The sequence below is a fragment of the Winogradskya humida genome, from assembly GCF_016862215.1.
Lineage (GTDB): Bacteria > Actinomycetota > Actinomycetes > Mycobacteriales > Micromonosporaceae > Actinoplanes > Actinoplanes humidus.
Genome location: NZ_BOMN01000013.1, coordinates 209,608 through 224,288, shown reverse-complemented (window position 1 = coordinate 224,288; position 14,681 = coordinate 209,608). Strand labels below are relative to the sequence as shown.

Genomic DNA, 14,681 nt, shown 5'->3' with positions numbered 1-14,681 from the left:
GGCCGGGGCGTTGAGATTGATCGGGTACTGGGACGGGCCGGGGGTCGAGGACGAGCTGCCCGACGTTTGTGGCTTCGTCCACGCCGGCGTCGACCTTGACGTGCAGCGGGCGGTCGCCGCGTATCTGCGGTCAGGGACGTGTTTCGTCGCCACGGCGGGGTGGTCGGTGTGCCGGTTGTGTGGCGCTGCCAACGGGACCACGGAGCTGACCGACGGCAAGCACTTCGTGTGGCCGGAGGGGCTCGCGCATTACGTCGAGGAGCATGGCGTGGTGCTTCCGGAGGAGGTTGTCGCTGTGGCTTTACGGGGTCCGGCTGCGGTCGTGGCGGATGACCTGCTCGAGAGCGGTGACGTGGAGATCGACGCGGCGTGGTGGCGTGGTGAGGGAGGTGCTGCGGCGCGGCATTTTCCAGGGTGCAGGCGGAGCGGAACGACAGACGCGTGGAATCTGCCTGCTGTCGCGGACATCTACGTCGACGGGGTGCCGCCGGGTTCGGTTGCTGTTCTTGGGCGGCTGAGGGAACTGCTCGGCGCCGCGTGGCCGTATTCAGGGCTGCGCGATCTGCTCGGCGCGCAGCCCGTTCTGGCTGTGGCCGCTGGGGCGCCCAAGGAATTGGATCGCGCGCTGGTCGCGTACCCGGAGCTTCGGCCTTATTTGTTTTATGGCACTGAGGGTGGGCTCATGCCGTTTGCGTCGCTGTCCTCCTGACGGGTCCAGGTGCCGCCGACGTGGCTTCGGGTCGCGCTGTGGCCGGGTGGCAGGGCGAGGACGTCGAGCAGGGTCCGGTCGTGGTCCACGGCGTGGTGCAGGTGGCCGATCCTGCCGGTGCTGACGGATGCGGATGTGGTCCCGATGAGCTGCCACATGCCGTCGTCGGCGTCGTGGGAGATCAGGAGGACGGGCTCGCGGCGCTCGGAGACCTCCAGGGTTTGGATGACGCTGGTGCCCAGGACCCAGTGCCGCATCCATTGTGCGCGGCGGTCGCGTTCCATGACCTGGTCGGCGACCCACCACACGAAGGGTAGATCCTCGTGCGCGCGGGCCTGCTCCGCGGTCAGGTCCGGGCCGCCCTGGGGCACCCGCTCGAACGGCTCGTCGGTGAGCGAGAGCCCGCGTTCGGAGAGAACGGCGTGGAACGTGCCGCCGCCCGGATTGCCCGCGCCGATCCCGATGGTCAGGGTGGCAACGCGTGGCTCGTCGCCGGTGGTCCAGCCGAACGCGTACGAGGCGAGCTCGCCGTGCGGGCCGGCGAACTCGCCGAAGGCACGTCGTTGCGTACCGGAGGTCTCGGCGAGCCGGCCCTCCACGATCTCGATGTTCACGGGTAGAACCTACTGTCGACGGTATGGAATCGCGTGGGGTGCAGGCGACGGCAGATCCTTTCGCAGCTGAGGAGGCGCTCGCGGCGCAGCCGATCGGGTATTGGAGTGGGGCGCTGCACAAGGCGGTGGTGAATCACTTGCGGGATGCCATGGCCGGCATCGATGTCACGCAGCCGCAGTGGTGGACCCTGACCCGGGTGGATCTGGGGGGTGGTCTCACCCGCGAGGAGGTCACCGCGCAGCTCGCCGATGTCGCGGACACCCCGTATGACGTGCCGCGGGCCGTGGACCAGCTGCTCGCGCGGGGATGGGTCACGGTGGATGAGGGCGGGCGGTTGTCGCTGACGGGGGCGGGGCGGGACGGGCAGGCGCGGATCAAGGAGTTGGTGACCGGGGTGCGCGTGCGGGTTCATGAGGGTGTGTCCGATGAGGAGTACGTTGCCGCGCTCAGGGTGATGCGGCGGATGATCGGCAACGTCACGGCGCGGTGAGGGTTGCCGGGTGGCGGTCTCGCAGGACCGTGAACGCGATGAGGGCCGCGGCGAGCAGGAGTGCGGCGCTGAGGGTGAACGCGAAGGCGTACCCGTCGGTGAGGGTCTGCGGGGTGGGGGTGGTGCCCGTGCGGTGCTGGGCGGCGGTGCTGAGAGCGGCGAGTCCCAGGGAGGCGCCGATCTGGCGGGAGCTGTTGAGCAGGCTGGAGGCCGCGCCGGCTTCGTGGGGTGCGACGCCGGCGGTGGCGGTGGCGACGACCGTGCCGAGGCAGATGCCGAAGCCGATGCCGGCCAGGATCGACGGGCCGAGGATGTCGGTGGTGAACGTGCCGCCGGGGCTGATCAGGCTGAACCAGGCGAATCCGGCGGCGGCCAGCAGGGCTCCGGCGATCAGCAGGGCCCGGGGTGTGTGGCGGGCGCCGAGCTTGACGGCGAGGACGGCGCCGGCGATGACGCCGAGGGCGAACGGCAGAAACATGAGACCGGTCCGTGCGGGGCCGATCTCCAGGACGCGCTGCAGGTAGAGCGAGGCGAAGTAGAACGCCGCTGTCATGGCGGCGCCGAGCAGCAGGTTGTAGGCGTTGGCGCCGGCGACCGAACGGCCCGCGAGCAGGCCGGGCCGGATCAGTGGGTCGCGCGTGGTCCGGCGTTCGACGAGGAGGAACGCGGTCAGCAGGGCGGCGGCGATCGCCAGCGTGAGCAGGGTGACCGGGGAGGTCCAGGCGTACCGGTCGGTGCGCACTGTGCCGAACACCAGCAGACCCATCCCGGCCGTGGCGAGGATCGCGCCCCATACGTCCGGGCGGCCGTCCGGGGCCACGGGCCGGTCGGCGGTGACGCCGCGTGCGGTGAGGGCCAGGGCCGTGGCGGCCATCGGGACGCTGACGAACATCACCCAGCGCCAGCCGGCGTACTCGGTGAGGACGCCGCCGATCAGGACACCGAGGGCGCCCCCGGCCGCGTTCATCGCACTCCACACGCCGAACGCGCGCAGCCGGGGCTTGCCGGTGGGGAACGTGGCGGTCAGCAGGGCCAGAGCGGCGGGTGCCAGGGCGGCGGCCCCGATGCCCTGGGCGGCGCGGGCCGCCACGAGCTGGCCGGGGTTCTGGGCGAATCCGCCGGCGAGAGAGGCGACGCCGAACGCCGCCAGCCCGGCGAGCAGGACGCGCTTGCGGCCGTACCTGTCGGCTGCTTTGCCCCCGAGCAGGAGCAGGCCGCCGAAGGCCAGGGCATAGGCGTGGATCACCCAGGTCAGTCCGGCCGTGCTGAAGCCGAGGCCGGTGGCGATGCGGGGGAGTCCGACGTTCACGACCGAGAGGTCCACGGAGATCATGAACTGCACGACGGCCACCGCGGCGAGAGTGGTGCCTGACGACTTTAGGAACATGTTCCGAAACTAGCGACGGGGCTGCCCGCTGTCGAGCGCACGAAAAAAGCGACAATGTGCCGGTGCCTCGATCAGACTCCCCGCAGGGCCGCACCGGCCGGCCGCCCGTGACCTCCCGGGCGCAGATCCTGGCCGCCACGCGCCGGCTGATCGACCGGGACGGCTGGGAGAAGCTGACCGTGCGCGGGCTGGCCGCCGAGCTGGGCATCGGGTCGACGACCCTCTACCACCACGTGCGGGACAAGGAGGATCTGCTGCTTCAGCTGCTCAACGCGTACGCGGAAGAGCTCCCGCAGTGGGATCTGCCCGACGATCCGCGGGAGCGCATCCTCGCGGCGGCGACCGCGATGCACGACGCGCTCGCCGCCTGGCCCTGGGTCACCGGAATCCTCACCACCGACGGCTTCGTCGGCCTGCTCGGCCTGCCCGCCCTGCGTCTCGTCGAGGCCATCGTGGCAGGTGCCGTCGACCATGGATGTACGCCGTCCCAGGCCGTCGGCGTCTTCCGCAGCATCTGGTACTACACGGTCGGCGAGATCCTCGTCCGCTCCGCCCGGCGCCGCGACGACGGCGACTTCACCGCCTTCGACGCCGCCGAGCTCCCGCACCTGGCAGCCATCGGCCCCCAATGGCCCGCCCTGGCCGCCCGCGACACCTACCCCGAGGGGCTCCGCGCCCTCGTCGACGGTCTGCTCGCAGCCTGAGCGTCAGGCGGGACCGAGGAGGTCCCAGGGGTTGCCGGCGATGTCGCGGAAGACGACGACCTTGCCGTACGCCTCCGAGCGCGGCTCCTCCAGGAACGTGACCCCGGCCCTGAGCATCCGCTGGTACGCCTCGTCGAAGTCGTCGACGTTGAGGAAGAACCCGACCCGCCCGGCGAGCTGGTTGCCGATCGCCGCGCGCTGCTCCTCGCCGTCGGCCTGGGCGAGCAGGATGCCCGTCTCCGCCCCCGGCGGGCGCACCACGACCCAGCGCTTGGGGCGGCCGTCGTTGGTCAGCGACGCGGAGTCCTCGACGAGGTCGAAGCCGAGCGCCTGGGTGAAGAACTCGATCGCGGGGTCGTACGCCTCGACGATCAGGGACACGAGGTTGATCTGCACCGGGCCAGCATAGGCGGCTGAGGCATTCGTTTGGGTGACGGTTATATCGTGCTATATCGGACCACCTTTTCGGGAGGTGGCCGAAGAGAATGGACAATGCATGAGGCGATCGGCACCCGCTTCCGAAGAATGCGTTCCGCCGGTGCGGCGTCGCTGGGCGATGCCGCGATTCCGGTCGGCCGTGAGCCTGACGTTGCTGATCACGCTTCTCATCGTGGCGGCGTGCGAGAACGCTACTCACGTTCCGCCGCCGTCGGTCGAGGACAAGATGGTCGAGGCCGGGCTCCGGGATCCGAACCGGTCCCCGAAGCTGCGGATCGGCGTCTACACCTGGCAGCGGACCATGGGCTACACGGAGCGCGGCGTCAACAAGGGATTCGACGTCGAGGTGGCGCGCTACATCGCGAGGAACCTGGGGTACGAGGGCGACGACAAAATCGACTGGGTGCCGCTGAGCAGCATCGCCGACCGGATGAAGGTGCTGGAGGCGAAAACCGTTGACATGGTCGTCGCGAGTTTCTCCATCAACGCGGATCGGGCCAAGAGCATCGGGTTCGCCGGCCCGTACCTGCTCACCGAGCAGAGCGTGCTCATCCCGGCCGCGTTGAAAGGCCGTATCGCGACGATCGGGGATCTGAAGAAGCCCGCCTATGAGGTCTGCACGTCGACCGGTTCCACGTCCGAGGCATTGCTGAACGAGAGGCGGATCCCGGTTACCCCGCTCAACAGCGACCGCGACTGCTTCAAGGGGCTCAGGGACGGAACATTCCAGGCCATGAGCAGTGACCGTACGGTCCTCGCGGGGTTCGCCGCTGAGTATCCCCGTAAGTTCGAGCTGCCCGCCATCCAGTTGACGACCCTGGGCAATCCCGGGATCGAGGAGCTCGGCATCGGTGTCGCCAAGGACAACGTCGCGCTGCGTGAGCTGATCGACTACTTCCTCTACAAGAGCTACCGTGACCAGCAGGCGGGGCGGTCCACCGAGTGGCAGCGGGCGTACAGGCAGTATCTGAGCCATCTCGGCCCGGCCTCGCAGCCCGCGCCGGCGCAGGTGCCCGACCTGCTGGACTACGACGCCAAGTCGCCGGGCCGATGACGACGCCCGAACCGCGTAGCAGGCCCCACGGTGGCCAGGCTTTCTGGACCGTCGTGGTGGCGGGGCCGGCGGCGCTCTCGTTGCTGCGGCTCTGGATCGAGGCAGGCGGGGAGCTGCAGACCACGTTGCTCATCGTGGCGAACGTCAACACGGTGAACCTCTTCGCGTCCATGTTTCTCATCGGTACGCGTACGGTCACGATGGTTCTGGTCGTGATCTTCGCCCTGGGAACGCTGCTGGGCGTGAGCGCCGCGGACGCCCGGACCGCCGGCCGGCCCTTGCGGCGTGAGCCGCTGTTCGCGCGCTGGGCCGCCGCGACACCGCTGTGGCTGCTCGTCGCCACGTTCGTGCTGGCCGGTGCTACGTGGCAGATCCTGTATCTGCCGCTGCTCCTGCCGGCATTCGTCATGGCCTTCCAGACGGTCCCGGCCTATCGTGGCTTCGATCGCGCGGAACGTCTCGGCGTCTACGCGATCCTGCTGATCGGCTATTACTGGCTGGTCCGGCCGGTGCTGTCGGAGGACGGGTTCATCGTCGCCATGTTCGCGATTCCTCCGCTGCTCGCCTCGCTGGCACCCGGGCCGGTCCCGGTCCCGGTCGCGCGGGTTCTGGCCCGGGTGGGCCAACCGGCGGTCCTGGCGCTGGCGGTCTGGTCGGCGGTCCCCGTGCTGACCGTGCCCGTCCTGCCGCTGACCGTCACCACGGTCAGCCACGACGGGGGACCGCAGGAGACCGTACGCGGTTACGTCATCACCTCGGACGACCAGCTGACCGCGGTACTGCGAGAGGAGGGTGGCATCCGTTACCTCCCCAACGACGATATCGAGGGGCGCGTCCTGTGCCCGTCCGCGGAGCAGCTGCCGATCTACCGCGTCCGGGTCCGCGACCTGCACATCGAGGACTCCCTGCTGGAGGCCTGGGGCCGGCGGCGGCGCCCGGCGGCGCCCACCGACGCGGCCTGCCGCACCGCGACCACGCCCGATCCCGCGGCGGCGCTATCGTCGTCGGATGCCTGAGCTCGTCGCGCCCACCGTCCGTCTGCACGCGGCCTGGCTGGAGGCGCATCGGGAGTGGGGGCCGGGGCGTCACGAGGACGGTTTCGGGCTGCACGACGGTGACGAGGTCGAGTCCGATGCGGGGTTCGCCGCCTGGACGGCGCGGCTGGCGGCATCGCCGGCGCTGTTCCGGTGGATCGTCGAGGACGGCCGGGTGCAGGGCGGGATCGCGCTCCGGCAGGAACCGGACGGGTCGGCTCCGCCGATGGGGCATCTGGGGTACGGCATCCGGCCGGGTGCGCGGCGACGGGGGCTGGCGAGCTGGGCGCTGGGCGCGATGCTCGGGGAGGCCCGGGAGCTGGGGCTGGAGCGGGTTCTGGTGCTGTGCGCGGACGGGAACGAGGCGTCGGCGCGGACGATCGAGAGCCAGGGCGGCGTACTCGACGATGTCCGTAAGGGTGCGCGGCGTTACTGGATTCTTCTCGGCGCGAAGCGGTAGAGCACCGCCGCGGCAGCGAGGCCGACGAGGCCGGAGACCGCGATGCCGCTGGCGAGGCCCGCGAGGCCGGTCACCGCGGAGAGCAGCAGCGGGCCGAGCGCCGCGCCGCCGTCGGCCAGCTCGCGCCAGACGCCGAGGAAGGTCGGGCGGCCGAGCGCGGGGGCGCTGTCGGCGCCCAGCGTGTTGATGATGCCCGAGCCGATCCCGTTGCCCAGGCCCATCACGACCGCGACCACGCCGAGGGTGACCGCCGCGTGGGTGAACGGCATGATCAAAAAAGACACGCCCATGATCAGGGTGCAGGGGACCGCGACGGCGCGCCGGCCCCAGCGGTCCATGACCAGCCCGGCCGGGTAGAAGGCCAGCGCCTCGATCGCGCCGGAGACGCCGAACAGGACCGATGACGTGCTGGGGCTCAGGTGCAGGTGCTCGGCCCAGAGCGGGACCACCACCTGACGGGTCTGCCGGATCGCGGAGAGCAGCAGGACCCCGGCGCCGAGCGTGGCCAGCGTACCCCGATGATCCTTGATGATCGACCACGTCGAGACCGTGCCCCTCCCCGCGGGAGAGGCGTCGCGTTCGGTCAGATCCGGCACCGCATAGGTGATCACTCCGGCGCCGGCCATGGCGATCAGGGCCAGCACGTACGCGCTGTCCAGCCCCCACAGCGTGATCGCCCCCGCTCCCGCGAAAGCACCCACGAACGAGCCGATCCGCACCACACCGCCGAGCGTGGACATCGCCCGTGCCCGCATACCGAAGGGCACCACTTCCGTCAGGTACGACTGCCGCGCCAGCTGGAACACGGCGCCCGCCACGCCCACCGCCAGCACCCCGCCGGCGAACGGCCACAGCCCCACGTCGATCACGCAGAGCCCCAGCCCCACCGCCGTGAGGACGGAGGCGCCGATCATCGCGAGGCGTTCGCCGTACCGCGTGGTGAGCACGCCCGCGGGGATGTTCGCCACGAGCGAGCCGATCCCCATCAGCGCCACGATCAGCCCGGCAACGGCCACGGAAGCCCCGCGGTGGATCGCGGTGAGCGCGATCACCGGCGCGGTCAGACCGGACGAAAACCCATAGAGCAACGACGGACCGTACGCGGGGAGCGCGACCGACCGGAGCGTGAAGTCAGCCGACATGATCATGATTCTGCGCCCGGGGCCTCCGGACGGTTGCCGGGGGCCCCGGCGTTCTCACGCGATCTTGGAGCGGGCCCACTCGTGGAACTCGGAGATGTGGTGCTCGCTGGGGACCAGGACACCGCCCTGCGCGTACGAGCGGGAGGCCATGCCCGGCTGGCAGCTCTCGCAGGCCTCGAAGTCCTGACGGTTGACGAGGTCGAAGAGCTCGACCGAGCGGGAGAGGTCGACGCCCGACTCCACCACCGACGGCAGGTAGAGCCAGTCGCACTCCACGATCGTGCGGTCCACGGCGAGCGGGAACATACGGTGGATGATGACGTGGTCGGGGACGAGGTTGATGAAGACCTGCGGTTTGATCGTGACGGCGAAGTAGCGGCGGTCCTGGGACTCGTCGATGCCGGCGATGGTCTGCACCCCGGCGCTGCCGTCGACGGTGAAGCCCTGGACGTCCGGGCCGAATTCCGCGCCGTGCCCGACGTACGACTGCGCCGCGTAGCCACCGGCGAACTCCGGCAGGACGTGGGTCAGCTCGGGGTGGATCGTCGCGCAGTGGTAGCACTCCATGAAGTTCTCGATGATGAGCTTCCAGTTGGCCTTCACGTCGTAGCGGATGCGCCTGCCGACGGCGAGATCGGCTATGCCGTACCGCTCGACCGAGGCCAGATCGCCCAGCCGCTCCACGCAGGCGCCCTGCACCTCGTCCTCGAACGACGGTGGTTCGTCGGCCAGGCAGACCCAGACGTAGCCGAGCCATTCCCGCACGTGGACCTGCCGGAGACCGTATTCGACACGGTCGATGTCGGGCATCTTGACCAGGTTGGGTGCCGCCACCAGCCTGCCGTCCAGGTCGTACGCCCAGGCGTGATACGCGCAACGGAAAGTGCGCTTGACACTCCCCTCAGGGGAGGCACAAAGCTGGGCTCCACGATGACGGCACACATTGAGGAAGGCCCGGGCCGCTCCGGCGGAGTTGCGGGTCACCAGCACCGACTCGCCCCCGACCGGCACCGTGCGGAAGGCGCCGGGGGTGGCGATGTCCGACGAGCGCACCACGCAGAACCACATGGCGGAGAAGATGCGGTCCTGTTCGACCGCGAAGAGGGAAGGGTCGGTGTAGTAGTGGCCTGGCAGCGTCGGAAGAAGACTGCTCATGTGCACTCACCCCTGGGTCAGGTGCGACGCGAAACGGTGCGGGTCGAACAGGGCGATCGGGTGCGCCGTCGCGCCCGTGGTCGCCAGGTCGGCGAGGATCTCGCCGACCACCGGGACGAATTTGAAGCCGTGCCCGGAGAAACCGCAGGCCACCGTCACCGACGGGGAGCCCGGGTGCGGGGCGATGACGAAATGCTCGTCGGGTGTGTTGCTGTAGAGACAGGTCTTCGCGCGCAGGAATGTGCCGGGCATGTCCGGGAAGTGGCGCCGGGTGCGGTCGGCCATGGCGTCGATCTCGTCCTGATGCACCTCGCGGTCGATGGTCGCGGGGGTGGTCGGCACGCCCCGGCGGAAGAACGCGATCTTCGCGCCGCCGTCCGGGCCGTCGATAGCCGGGAAGCCGTAGACCTGGCTCCCGTCGGCGTCCTCCCAGATGTAGATCGGGAAGTTCGCCGGCTCGAAGGCGGCGACCCCGCCGCCCGGCTGGAACCAGTACTGCACCTGCCGCTCGATCAGGAACGGCACACCGAGCTCGGCGAGCAGCTCCGGCGCCCACGGCCCGGGCGTGACGACCAGGTGCCCGGCGGTGTAGCTCCCCGACGCCGTCTCGACCCGCACGCCGCCGTCAGCGGTGGTCTCCCAGCTCGTCATCGGCTCGTGAAAGTGCAGGTCCGCGCCGTGCTTCGCCGCCAGCTCCAGGTGGGCCGAGACGGTCTCCTCCGGGCGCACGAAACCGGCCTTCGCCTCGTAGAGTGCGACCTCCTCCGGCCCCGGCGCCATGGCCGGGAAACGGCGGCGCAGCTGCGTGGCGTCGAGCATCTCGTGCTCCAGGCCCCACTGCTGGGCGCTGCGCAGGCTGCCGGCGACGGTCAGGCTCTCCGGGCGCCCGACCATGACCCCGCCGGTCAGGCTGATCACGTCGCGGCCGGAGTCCTGCTTCAGGCCGTCCCACAGCTCGTAGGCCCGCAGCAGCAGCGGCACGTATTCAGGGCTCTCGAAGTAGGACTGCCGCGTGATCCGGGAGCCGCCGTGGCTGGCGCCCTGATCGTGGGCGGGGCCGAACTTCTCCAGGCCGAGGACCCGTTCGCCGCGGGCGGCGAGATGATAGGCGGCCGAGCTGCCCATGCCGCCCAGCCCCACCACGATGACGTCGTAAGTCGCCAAGTCAGTGAACCCCTATCGCCGGATGCGTTCGTGTTTCGGGTCGACCAGCGGCTCCGCTGCCACGGTCGCGTCGAGGAGACGGTCGAAGTAGCCGATCCGCACGGTGTCACCCACGGTCAGCCCGGCCGGCAGCCACGCGTAGGCGATCGGCGCCCCCACGGTGTGACCGTAGGCCGCGCTGGTGACGTAACCGGCCGGAACACCTCGAACATAGACCGGTTCGCGGCCCATGGGCACGTCCCCGGTGTCGTTGAGCAGCAGGCAGGTGAGTGTGCGTCGCGGCGGCGGCCGGTCGGTGAGAGCGGCCCGGCCGGTGAAGTCACCGCGGTCGAGGCGCACCGCGAAGCCCAGCCCGGCCTCGTAGGGGTCGTGCTCGGCGGTCATGTCGACTCCCCACGCCCGGTAGCCCTTCTCCAGGCGCAGGCTGGTGAAGGCCGCCCGGCCGGCCGCGATCACGCCGTGCGCGGCACCGGCTGCCCAGAGCGTGTCCCACAGCCGCCGTCCGAGGTCGGCGCGGGTGTAGACCTCCCAGCCGAGTTCGCCCACGTAGGAGACGCGCAGCATGGTGACCGGGACGTCGCCGAGATGTCCCTCGCGGGCCTTGAAGTAGCCGAAGCCCTGGTGCGACACGTCGATGTCGGCGAGCGGCGCGACCAGCTCCCGGGCGAGGGGGCCCCAGACGCCGAGGCAGCAGGTGCCGCCGGTGATGTCGCGGACGGTGACACCGGGTGGGGCGAGCCGCAGCAGGCGGTCCAGGTCGAGGGGGCCGTTGACGCCGACCTGGAAACGGTCCTCGGCGAGCCGGGCGACGGTGATGTCGCTCAGGATGCCGCCGGTGTCGTCGAGCAGCAGGGTGTAGACGACCGCGCCGACGGGCCGGTCCACGTCGTTGCTGGTCAGGCCCTGCAGGAACGACACCGGGCCGAGGACCTCGAGCCGTGTCAGCGGTGTCATGTCGTAGAGAGCGACCCCGTTACGCGTCGCGTGCGCCTCGGCCGCCGCGATCGGCGACCAGTGCCGGGAGGACCACTCGTCCCGGGGCGTGGTGACGGTCGCCAGCGCGGCGTTGGACTCGTACCAGAGCGGGCGTTCCCAGCCGCCGGCCTCGCCGAAGACGGCGCCGAGGGCTTCCTGGCGTTCCTGGAAGGGGCTGACCCGCAGTCCGCGCACCGACGGCGGGTCGAGCGGGTGCACGATGTCGTAGACCTCGATGAAGCTGCGGATGGAGCGTTCCCGCACGTAGGAGGCGGACAGCTGCGCCGCGTCGAAGCGGTTGAGGTCGCACTCGTGCAGGTCGACGGCGGGCCGCCCGTCGACGAGCCATTCGGCCATCGCCCGGGCCACGCCGGCGGAGTGGGTGACCCAGACGGCCTCGGCGGTCCAGAAGCCGCGCAGGCTCCGGGCCTCGCCGAGCAGCGGGAAACCGTCGGGGGTGAAGGAGAAGACGCCGTTGAAGCCGCGGTCCACCTGCCCGTCCGCCAGCACCGGGAGCAGCTCGGTGGCCGCCTGCCAGGATTCGGCGAAGTCCGCCGGGGTGAAGGCCATGATCGAGCCGTCAAGGGTGGCGACGTCGACCGGCATCGGGCGGTGCAGGTAGGAGCCGATGCCGAGCTGCGCGCCGTGGGAGCGGAAGTACAGGTCGCGGTCCTGGTGACGCAGGATGGTCTCGGGCAGTTCGGCGGGCGTGGACGAGTAGGCGTACTGATGGGCCATGGGCAGCAGCGGGATCGTCACCCCCGCCAGCGCGCCGATGACCGGCCCCCAGAATCCGGCGCAGCTGACCACGACGTCCGCGGGGTGGAACGCGTCGGGGGTGCGGACACCGGTCACCCGGCCGTCCTGCTGCGCGATCTCGACGACCCGCTGGCCGCCGAGGAAACGGGCGCCCCGGTCGATCGCGAGCTGGGCCTGGAAGTGGCAGGCGGCGGAGGCGCGGGCCAGGCCGTCCCCGGGCACGAGCAGGCCGCCCAGCACGGTGTCACCCAGCAGCGGGTATCGCTCGGCGCACTCCTCGGGGCCCAGCAGCGACGCCTCGATACCCCACGACGTGGCGAAACCGTGCCGGCGGTGCAGGTCGGCGAGGCGCTCGGGGGTGGTGGCGACCTCGAGGCTGCCGACGGCGTCGAAGCAGCCCAGTTCGGCGTACTTCTCCACGGTGTATCGGGCGAGCTCCGCCATGGTCTTGGAGGGGTTGGTCTGGAAGACCAGGCCGGGCGCGTGGAAGCTGGAGCCGCCGGTGTCCTCGAGGGGGCCCTGCTCGAGGACGGTCACGTCGGTCTCGCCGCGGCGGGTGAGCTCGTCCGCCAGCCCGCACCCGACGATCCCCGCCCCGATGATCACGATCTTGCGCGCCGACCGGTCTGTCATGAGTGTCCCTTCGCGGGGGTCCGGGAGAGTCCCTGGGTGAGACGGTCGAGCAGGACGCCGAGCAGCACGATCGCGAAGCCCGCGGCGAGGCCCTTGCCGAAGTCCTCGCGCTGGGCGAAACCGGCCACGACGTCGTATCCGAGCGCGCCTGCGCCGACCAGGCCACCGACCACGACCATGGCGAGGACCATGACGATGCCCTGGTTGGCGGCGAGCAGCAGACCGGAGCGGGCCATCGGCAGCTGGACCTTCCAGAGCAGCTGCCGGGGCGTCGAGCCGGCCGAGAGCGCGGCCTCGACGACGGTGGCCGGGACGTCGCGGATGCCGCGTTCGACCAGCCGGACGACCGGGGGGACGGCGTAGATGACGGCGGCGACGATCGCGGTGAACCGGGTGGCGCCGAAGAGCGCCAGTGCGGGCAGCAGATACACGAACGACGGCATGGTCTGCGCGGCGTCGAGCAGGGGACGCAACCCGGCGGCGAAGCGGTCATGACGGGCGCAGAGCACCCCGAGCAGGACGCCGAGCGCCATGGTGACCAGCGTGGCGACCAGCACCGTGGCGAGGGTCTGCATGGCGTGCAGCCAGAGGCCGAGCCCCGCGATGCCTGCGGCGGCCAGGGCGGCGATCACCGCGGAGCGCCAGCCGCTGATCAGCGTGCCGAAGACCGCGACGACCAGGACGAAGAACCACCAGGGGGTGGTGGTCAGCACGGATTCGAGCGGGTTGAGCAGGGCGGCGCTGACGGCGTTCTTGATCGCCTCGGTCGCGTCGTACCAGTGGAGCTCGACCCAGTGGGACAGGTCGTTGACCGGCTTCGCGAAGGAGAACGCCGGGAAGGAGTCGCCCCACGGGATCAGCGCGACCACGACGGCGGCGGCCACGGCCGCGGCGGTGACCCGGATCCCGCGGCGGCGGTAGGTCGCGGCGCGGGTGGTGACCCGGTCCAGGACGATGGCGAGGATCACGATGGCGAGACCGGCGTCGAAGGCCGCACCCACGTTGACCCGTTCCAGGGCCTGGATGATGTTCTCGCCGAGACCCGGCGCGTCGATCAGCGCGGTGACGACCACCATGGACAGCGCCATCATGATCGTCTGGTTGACGGCCAGGACGATCGCGGGCGCGGCCATCGGCAGCCGCACCTTGCGCAGCACCTGCCAGCGCGTCGAGCCGAGCGCGGTGGCGGCCTCGACGGTGGTGGGGGAGACCTCGCGGATGCCCAGCTCGGTGATCCGGATCGTCACCGGCAGCGCGTAGATCAGCGTGGCGATCACCGCGGCGGGCGAGCCGATCAGGAACAGCAGCGTCATCGGGGCGAGGTAGGCGAACGTCGGCATGATTTGCATGACGTCCAGCACCGGGCGCAGCACGGCACCGACCGCGCGGACCCTCGCGGCGAGCACTCCGATGGGCACCCCGATCAGCACCGACAGCAGCACCGCGGAGAGCGTCAGGACCAGCGTGTCGACACTCTCGTCCCACAACCCGAGCACACCGAGGCTGCAGAACCCGGCGACGGCGAGCACGGCGGCCCGCCACCCGGCCAGCACGAACGAGAGCGCCCCGGCCGCGGCGACCAGCCCGGCGCCGCCGAGCGCGTAGAGCAGCGACTGCACCGCGCCGACCAGCTCGACCACGCCCAGCCGCACGTAGTTGATGCCGTAGAGGAACACCGGGCTGGTGTCCCGGTTGTCGTCGACCCAGGTGCGCACGTCGGTGAAGAAGCGGAACGCCGCACTGCTGTCACTGTCCGCGGCCCCCGTCGTGCGCACCCCCAGATAGGCGACCACGGTCACCAGGGCCAGCACCCCGACATAGGTACGTCTCCCGGGGCGGGGCAGGCGCGAGATCCGGCCCGTCCACGACGCGGAAGCGGCGGTCACGCGGGCACCCGGTCGCCGTGCCCCGCGATGACGGGCAGCAACTCCTCAACCCCGACAACCAGGTCCGCGCCCGAGC

The 14,681-nt window shown here is 70.8% G+C and carries 14 protein-coding genes; 6 read left to right on the top strand and 8 right to left on the bottom strand.

Going from position 1 to position 14,681, the window contains the following annotated elements; genetic code table 11:
• Nucleotides 1–10 precede the first annotated feature (10 nt).
• A complete protein-coding gene (locus Ahu01nite_RS05775; RefSeq protein ID WP_203835326.1) occupies nt 11–709 on the top strand; it encodes a hypothetical protein in 699 nt (232 codons plus the stop codon).
• Here the strand turns inward: Ahu01nite_RS05775 and Ahu01nite_RS05770 are convergent.
• Complete coding sequence (locus Ahu01nite_RS05770) at nt 661–1,323, bottom strand: hypothetical protein (RefSeq protein WP_203835325.1); 663 nt, start codon at nt 1,321–1,323, stop codon at nt 661–663. The two genes, Ahu01nite_RS05775 and Ahu01nite_RS05770, sit on opposite strands and share 49 nt — an antisense overlap.
• A gap of 23 nt (nt 1,324–1,346) precedes the next feature.
• On the opposite strand from Ahu01nite_RS05770, the gene Ahu01nite_RS05765 reads away from it, so the two are divergent.
• Complete coding sequence (locus Ahu01nite_RS05765) at nt 1,347–1,814, top strand: MarR family winged helix-turn-helix transcriptional regulator (RefSeq protein WP_203835324.1); 468 nt, start codon at nt 1,347–1,349, stop codon at nt 1,812–1,814.
• Here the strand turns inward: Ahu01nite_RS05765 and Ahu01nite_RS05760 are convergent.
• The gene (locus Ahu01nite_RS05760; protein WP_203835323.1) at nt 1,801–3,201 is read right to left on the bottom strand and encodes an MFS transporter; all 1,401 of its coding nucleotides are present in this window, start codon (nt 3,199–3,201) and stop codon (nt 1,801–1,803) included. The genes Ahu01nite_RS05765 and Ahu01nite_RS05760 overlap by 14 nt on opposite strands.
• Nucleotides 3,202–3,263: 62 nt before the next feature.
• On the opposite strand from Ahu01nite_RS05760, the gene Ahu01nite_RS05755 reads away from it, so the two are divergent.
• Nucleotides 3,264–3,905: a TetR/AcrR family transcriptional regulator gene (locus tag Ahu01nite_RS05755; protein ID WP_203835322.1), complete on the top strand. Its 642-nt coding sequence runs from the start codon at nt 3,264–3,266 to the stop codon at nt 3,903–3,905.
• 3 nt (nt 3,906–3,908) lie between these two features.
• On the opposite strand, the gene Ahu01nite_RS05750 is transcribed toward Ahu01nite_RS05755, so the two are convergent.
• Complete coding sequence (locus tag Ahu01nite_RS05750; RefSeq protein ID WP_203835321.1) at nt 3,909–4,301, bottom strand: VOC family protein; 393 nt, start codon at nt 4,299–4,301, stop codon at nt 3,909–3,911.
• A 181-nt stretch (nt 4,302–4,482) separates the two neighbouring features.
• Here Ahu01nite_RS05750 and Ahu01nite_RS05745 point away from each other — a divergent pair, with 181 nt between their 5' ends.
• From Ahu01nite_RS05745 to Ahu01nite_RS05735, 3 genes are read left to right on the top strand one after another with little or no spacing between them, the layout of a single operon-like run.
• Nucleotides 4,483–5,397, top strand: a complete 915-nt coding sequence (locus Ahu01nite_RS05745) for a transporter substrate-binding domain-containing protein (protein ID WP_203835320.1) — start codon at nt 4,483–4,485, stop codon at nt 5,395–5,397.
• Nucleotides 5,394–6,413 carry a hypothetical protein gene (locus Ahu01nite_RS05740; RefSeq protein WP_203835319.1) on the top strand — a complete coding sequence of 340 codons (1,020 nt, stop codon included), beginning with the start codon at nt 5,394–5,396 and terminating at the stop codon, nt 6,411–6,413. Before Ahu01nite_RS05745 ends, Ahu01nite_RS05740 begins: the two co-directional genes overlap by 4 nt.
• Nucleotides 6,406–6,891 carry a GNAT family N-acetyltransferase gene (locus Ahu01nite_RS05735; RefSeq protein ID WP_203835318.1) on the top strand — a complete coding sequence of 162 codons (486 nt, stop codon included), beginning with the start codon at nt 6,406–6,408 and terminating at the stop codon, nt 6,889–6,891. The genes Ahu01nite_RS05740 and Ahu01nite_RS05735 overlap by 8 nt, the downstream gene beginning before the upstream one ends.
• Here the strand turns inward: Ahu01nite_RS05735 and Ahu01nite_RS05730 are convergent.
• Genes Ahu01nite_RS05730 through Ahu01nite_RS05710 form a run of 5 tightly spaced genes read right to left on the bottom strand, consistent with a single transcriptional unit; the run spans nt 6,861 to nt 14,605 of the window.
• Nucleotides 6,861–8,033 carry an MFS transporter gene (locus Ahu01nite_RS05730; RefSeq protein WP_203835317.1) on the bottom strand — a complete coding sequence of 391 codons (1,173 nt, stop codon included), beginning with the start codon at nt 8,031–8,033 and terminating at the stop codon, nt 6,861–6,863. The genes Ahu01nite_RS05735 and Ahu01nite_RS05730 overlap by 31 nt on opposite strands.
• Before the next feature lie 54 nt (nt 8,034–8,087).
• Nucleotides 8,088–9,188: an aromatic ring-hydroxylating oxygenase subunit alpha gene (locus Ahu01nite_RS05725; protein WP_203835316.1), complete on the bottom strand. Its 1,101-nt coding sequence runs from the start codon at nt 9,186–9,188 to the stop codon at nt 8,088–8,090.
• 6 nt (nt 9,189–9,194) lie between these two features.
• On the bottom strand, nt 9,195–10,352 hold the full coding sequence (gene solA, locus Ahu01nite_RS05720) for an N-methyl-L-tryptophan oxidase (protein ID WP_203835315.1): 1,158 nt from the start codon (nt 10,350–10,352) through the stop codon (nt 9,195–9,197).
• Between the two features lie 12 nt (nt 10,353–10,364).
• The gene (locus Ahu01nite_RS05715; protein ID WP_203835314.1) at nt 10,365–12,719 is read right to left on the bottom strand and encodes a GcvT family protein; all 2,355 of its coding nucleotides are present in this window, start codon (nt 12,717–12,719) and stop codon (nt 10,365–10,367) included.
• Nucleotides 12,716–14,605, bottom strand: coding sequence for an ABC transporter permease (locus Ahu01nite_RS05710; protein WP_203835313.1), 1,890 nt, complete (start codon nt 14,603–14,605; stop codon nt 12,716–12,718). The genes Ahu01nite_RS05715 and Ahu01nite_RS05710 overlap by 4 nt, the downstream gene beginning before the upstream one ends.
• Nucleotides 14,606–14,681: the final 76 nt, after the last annotated feature.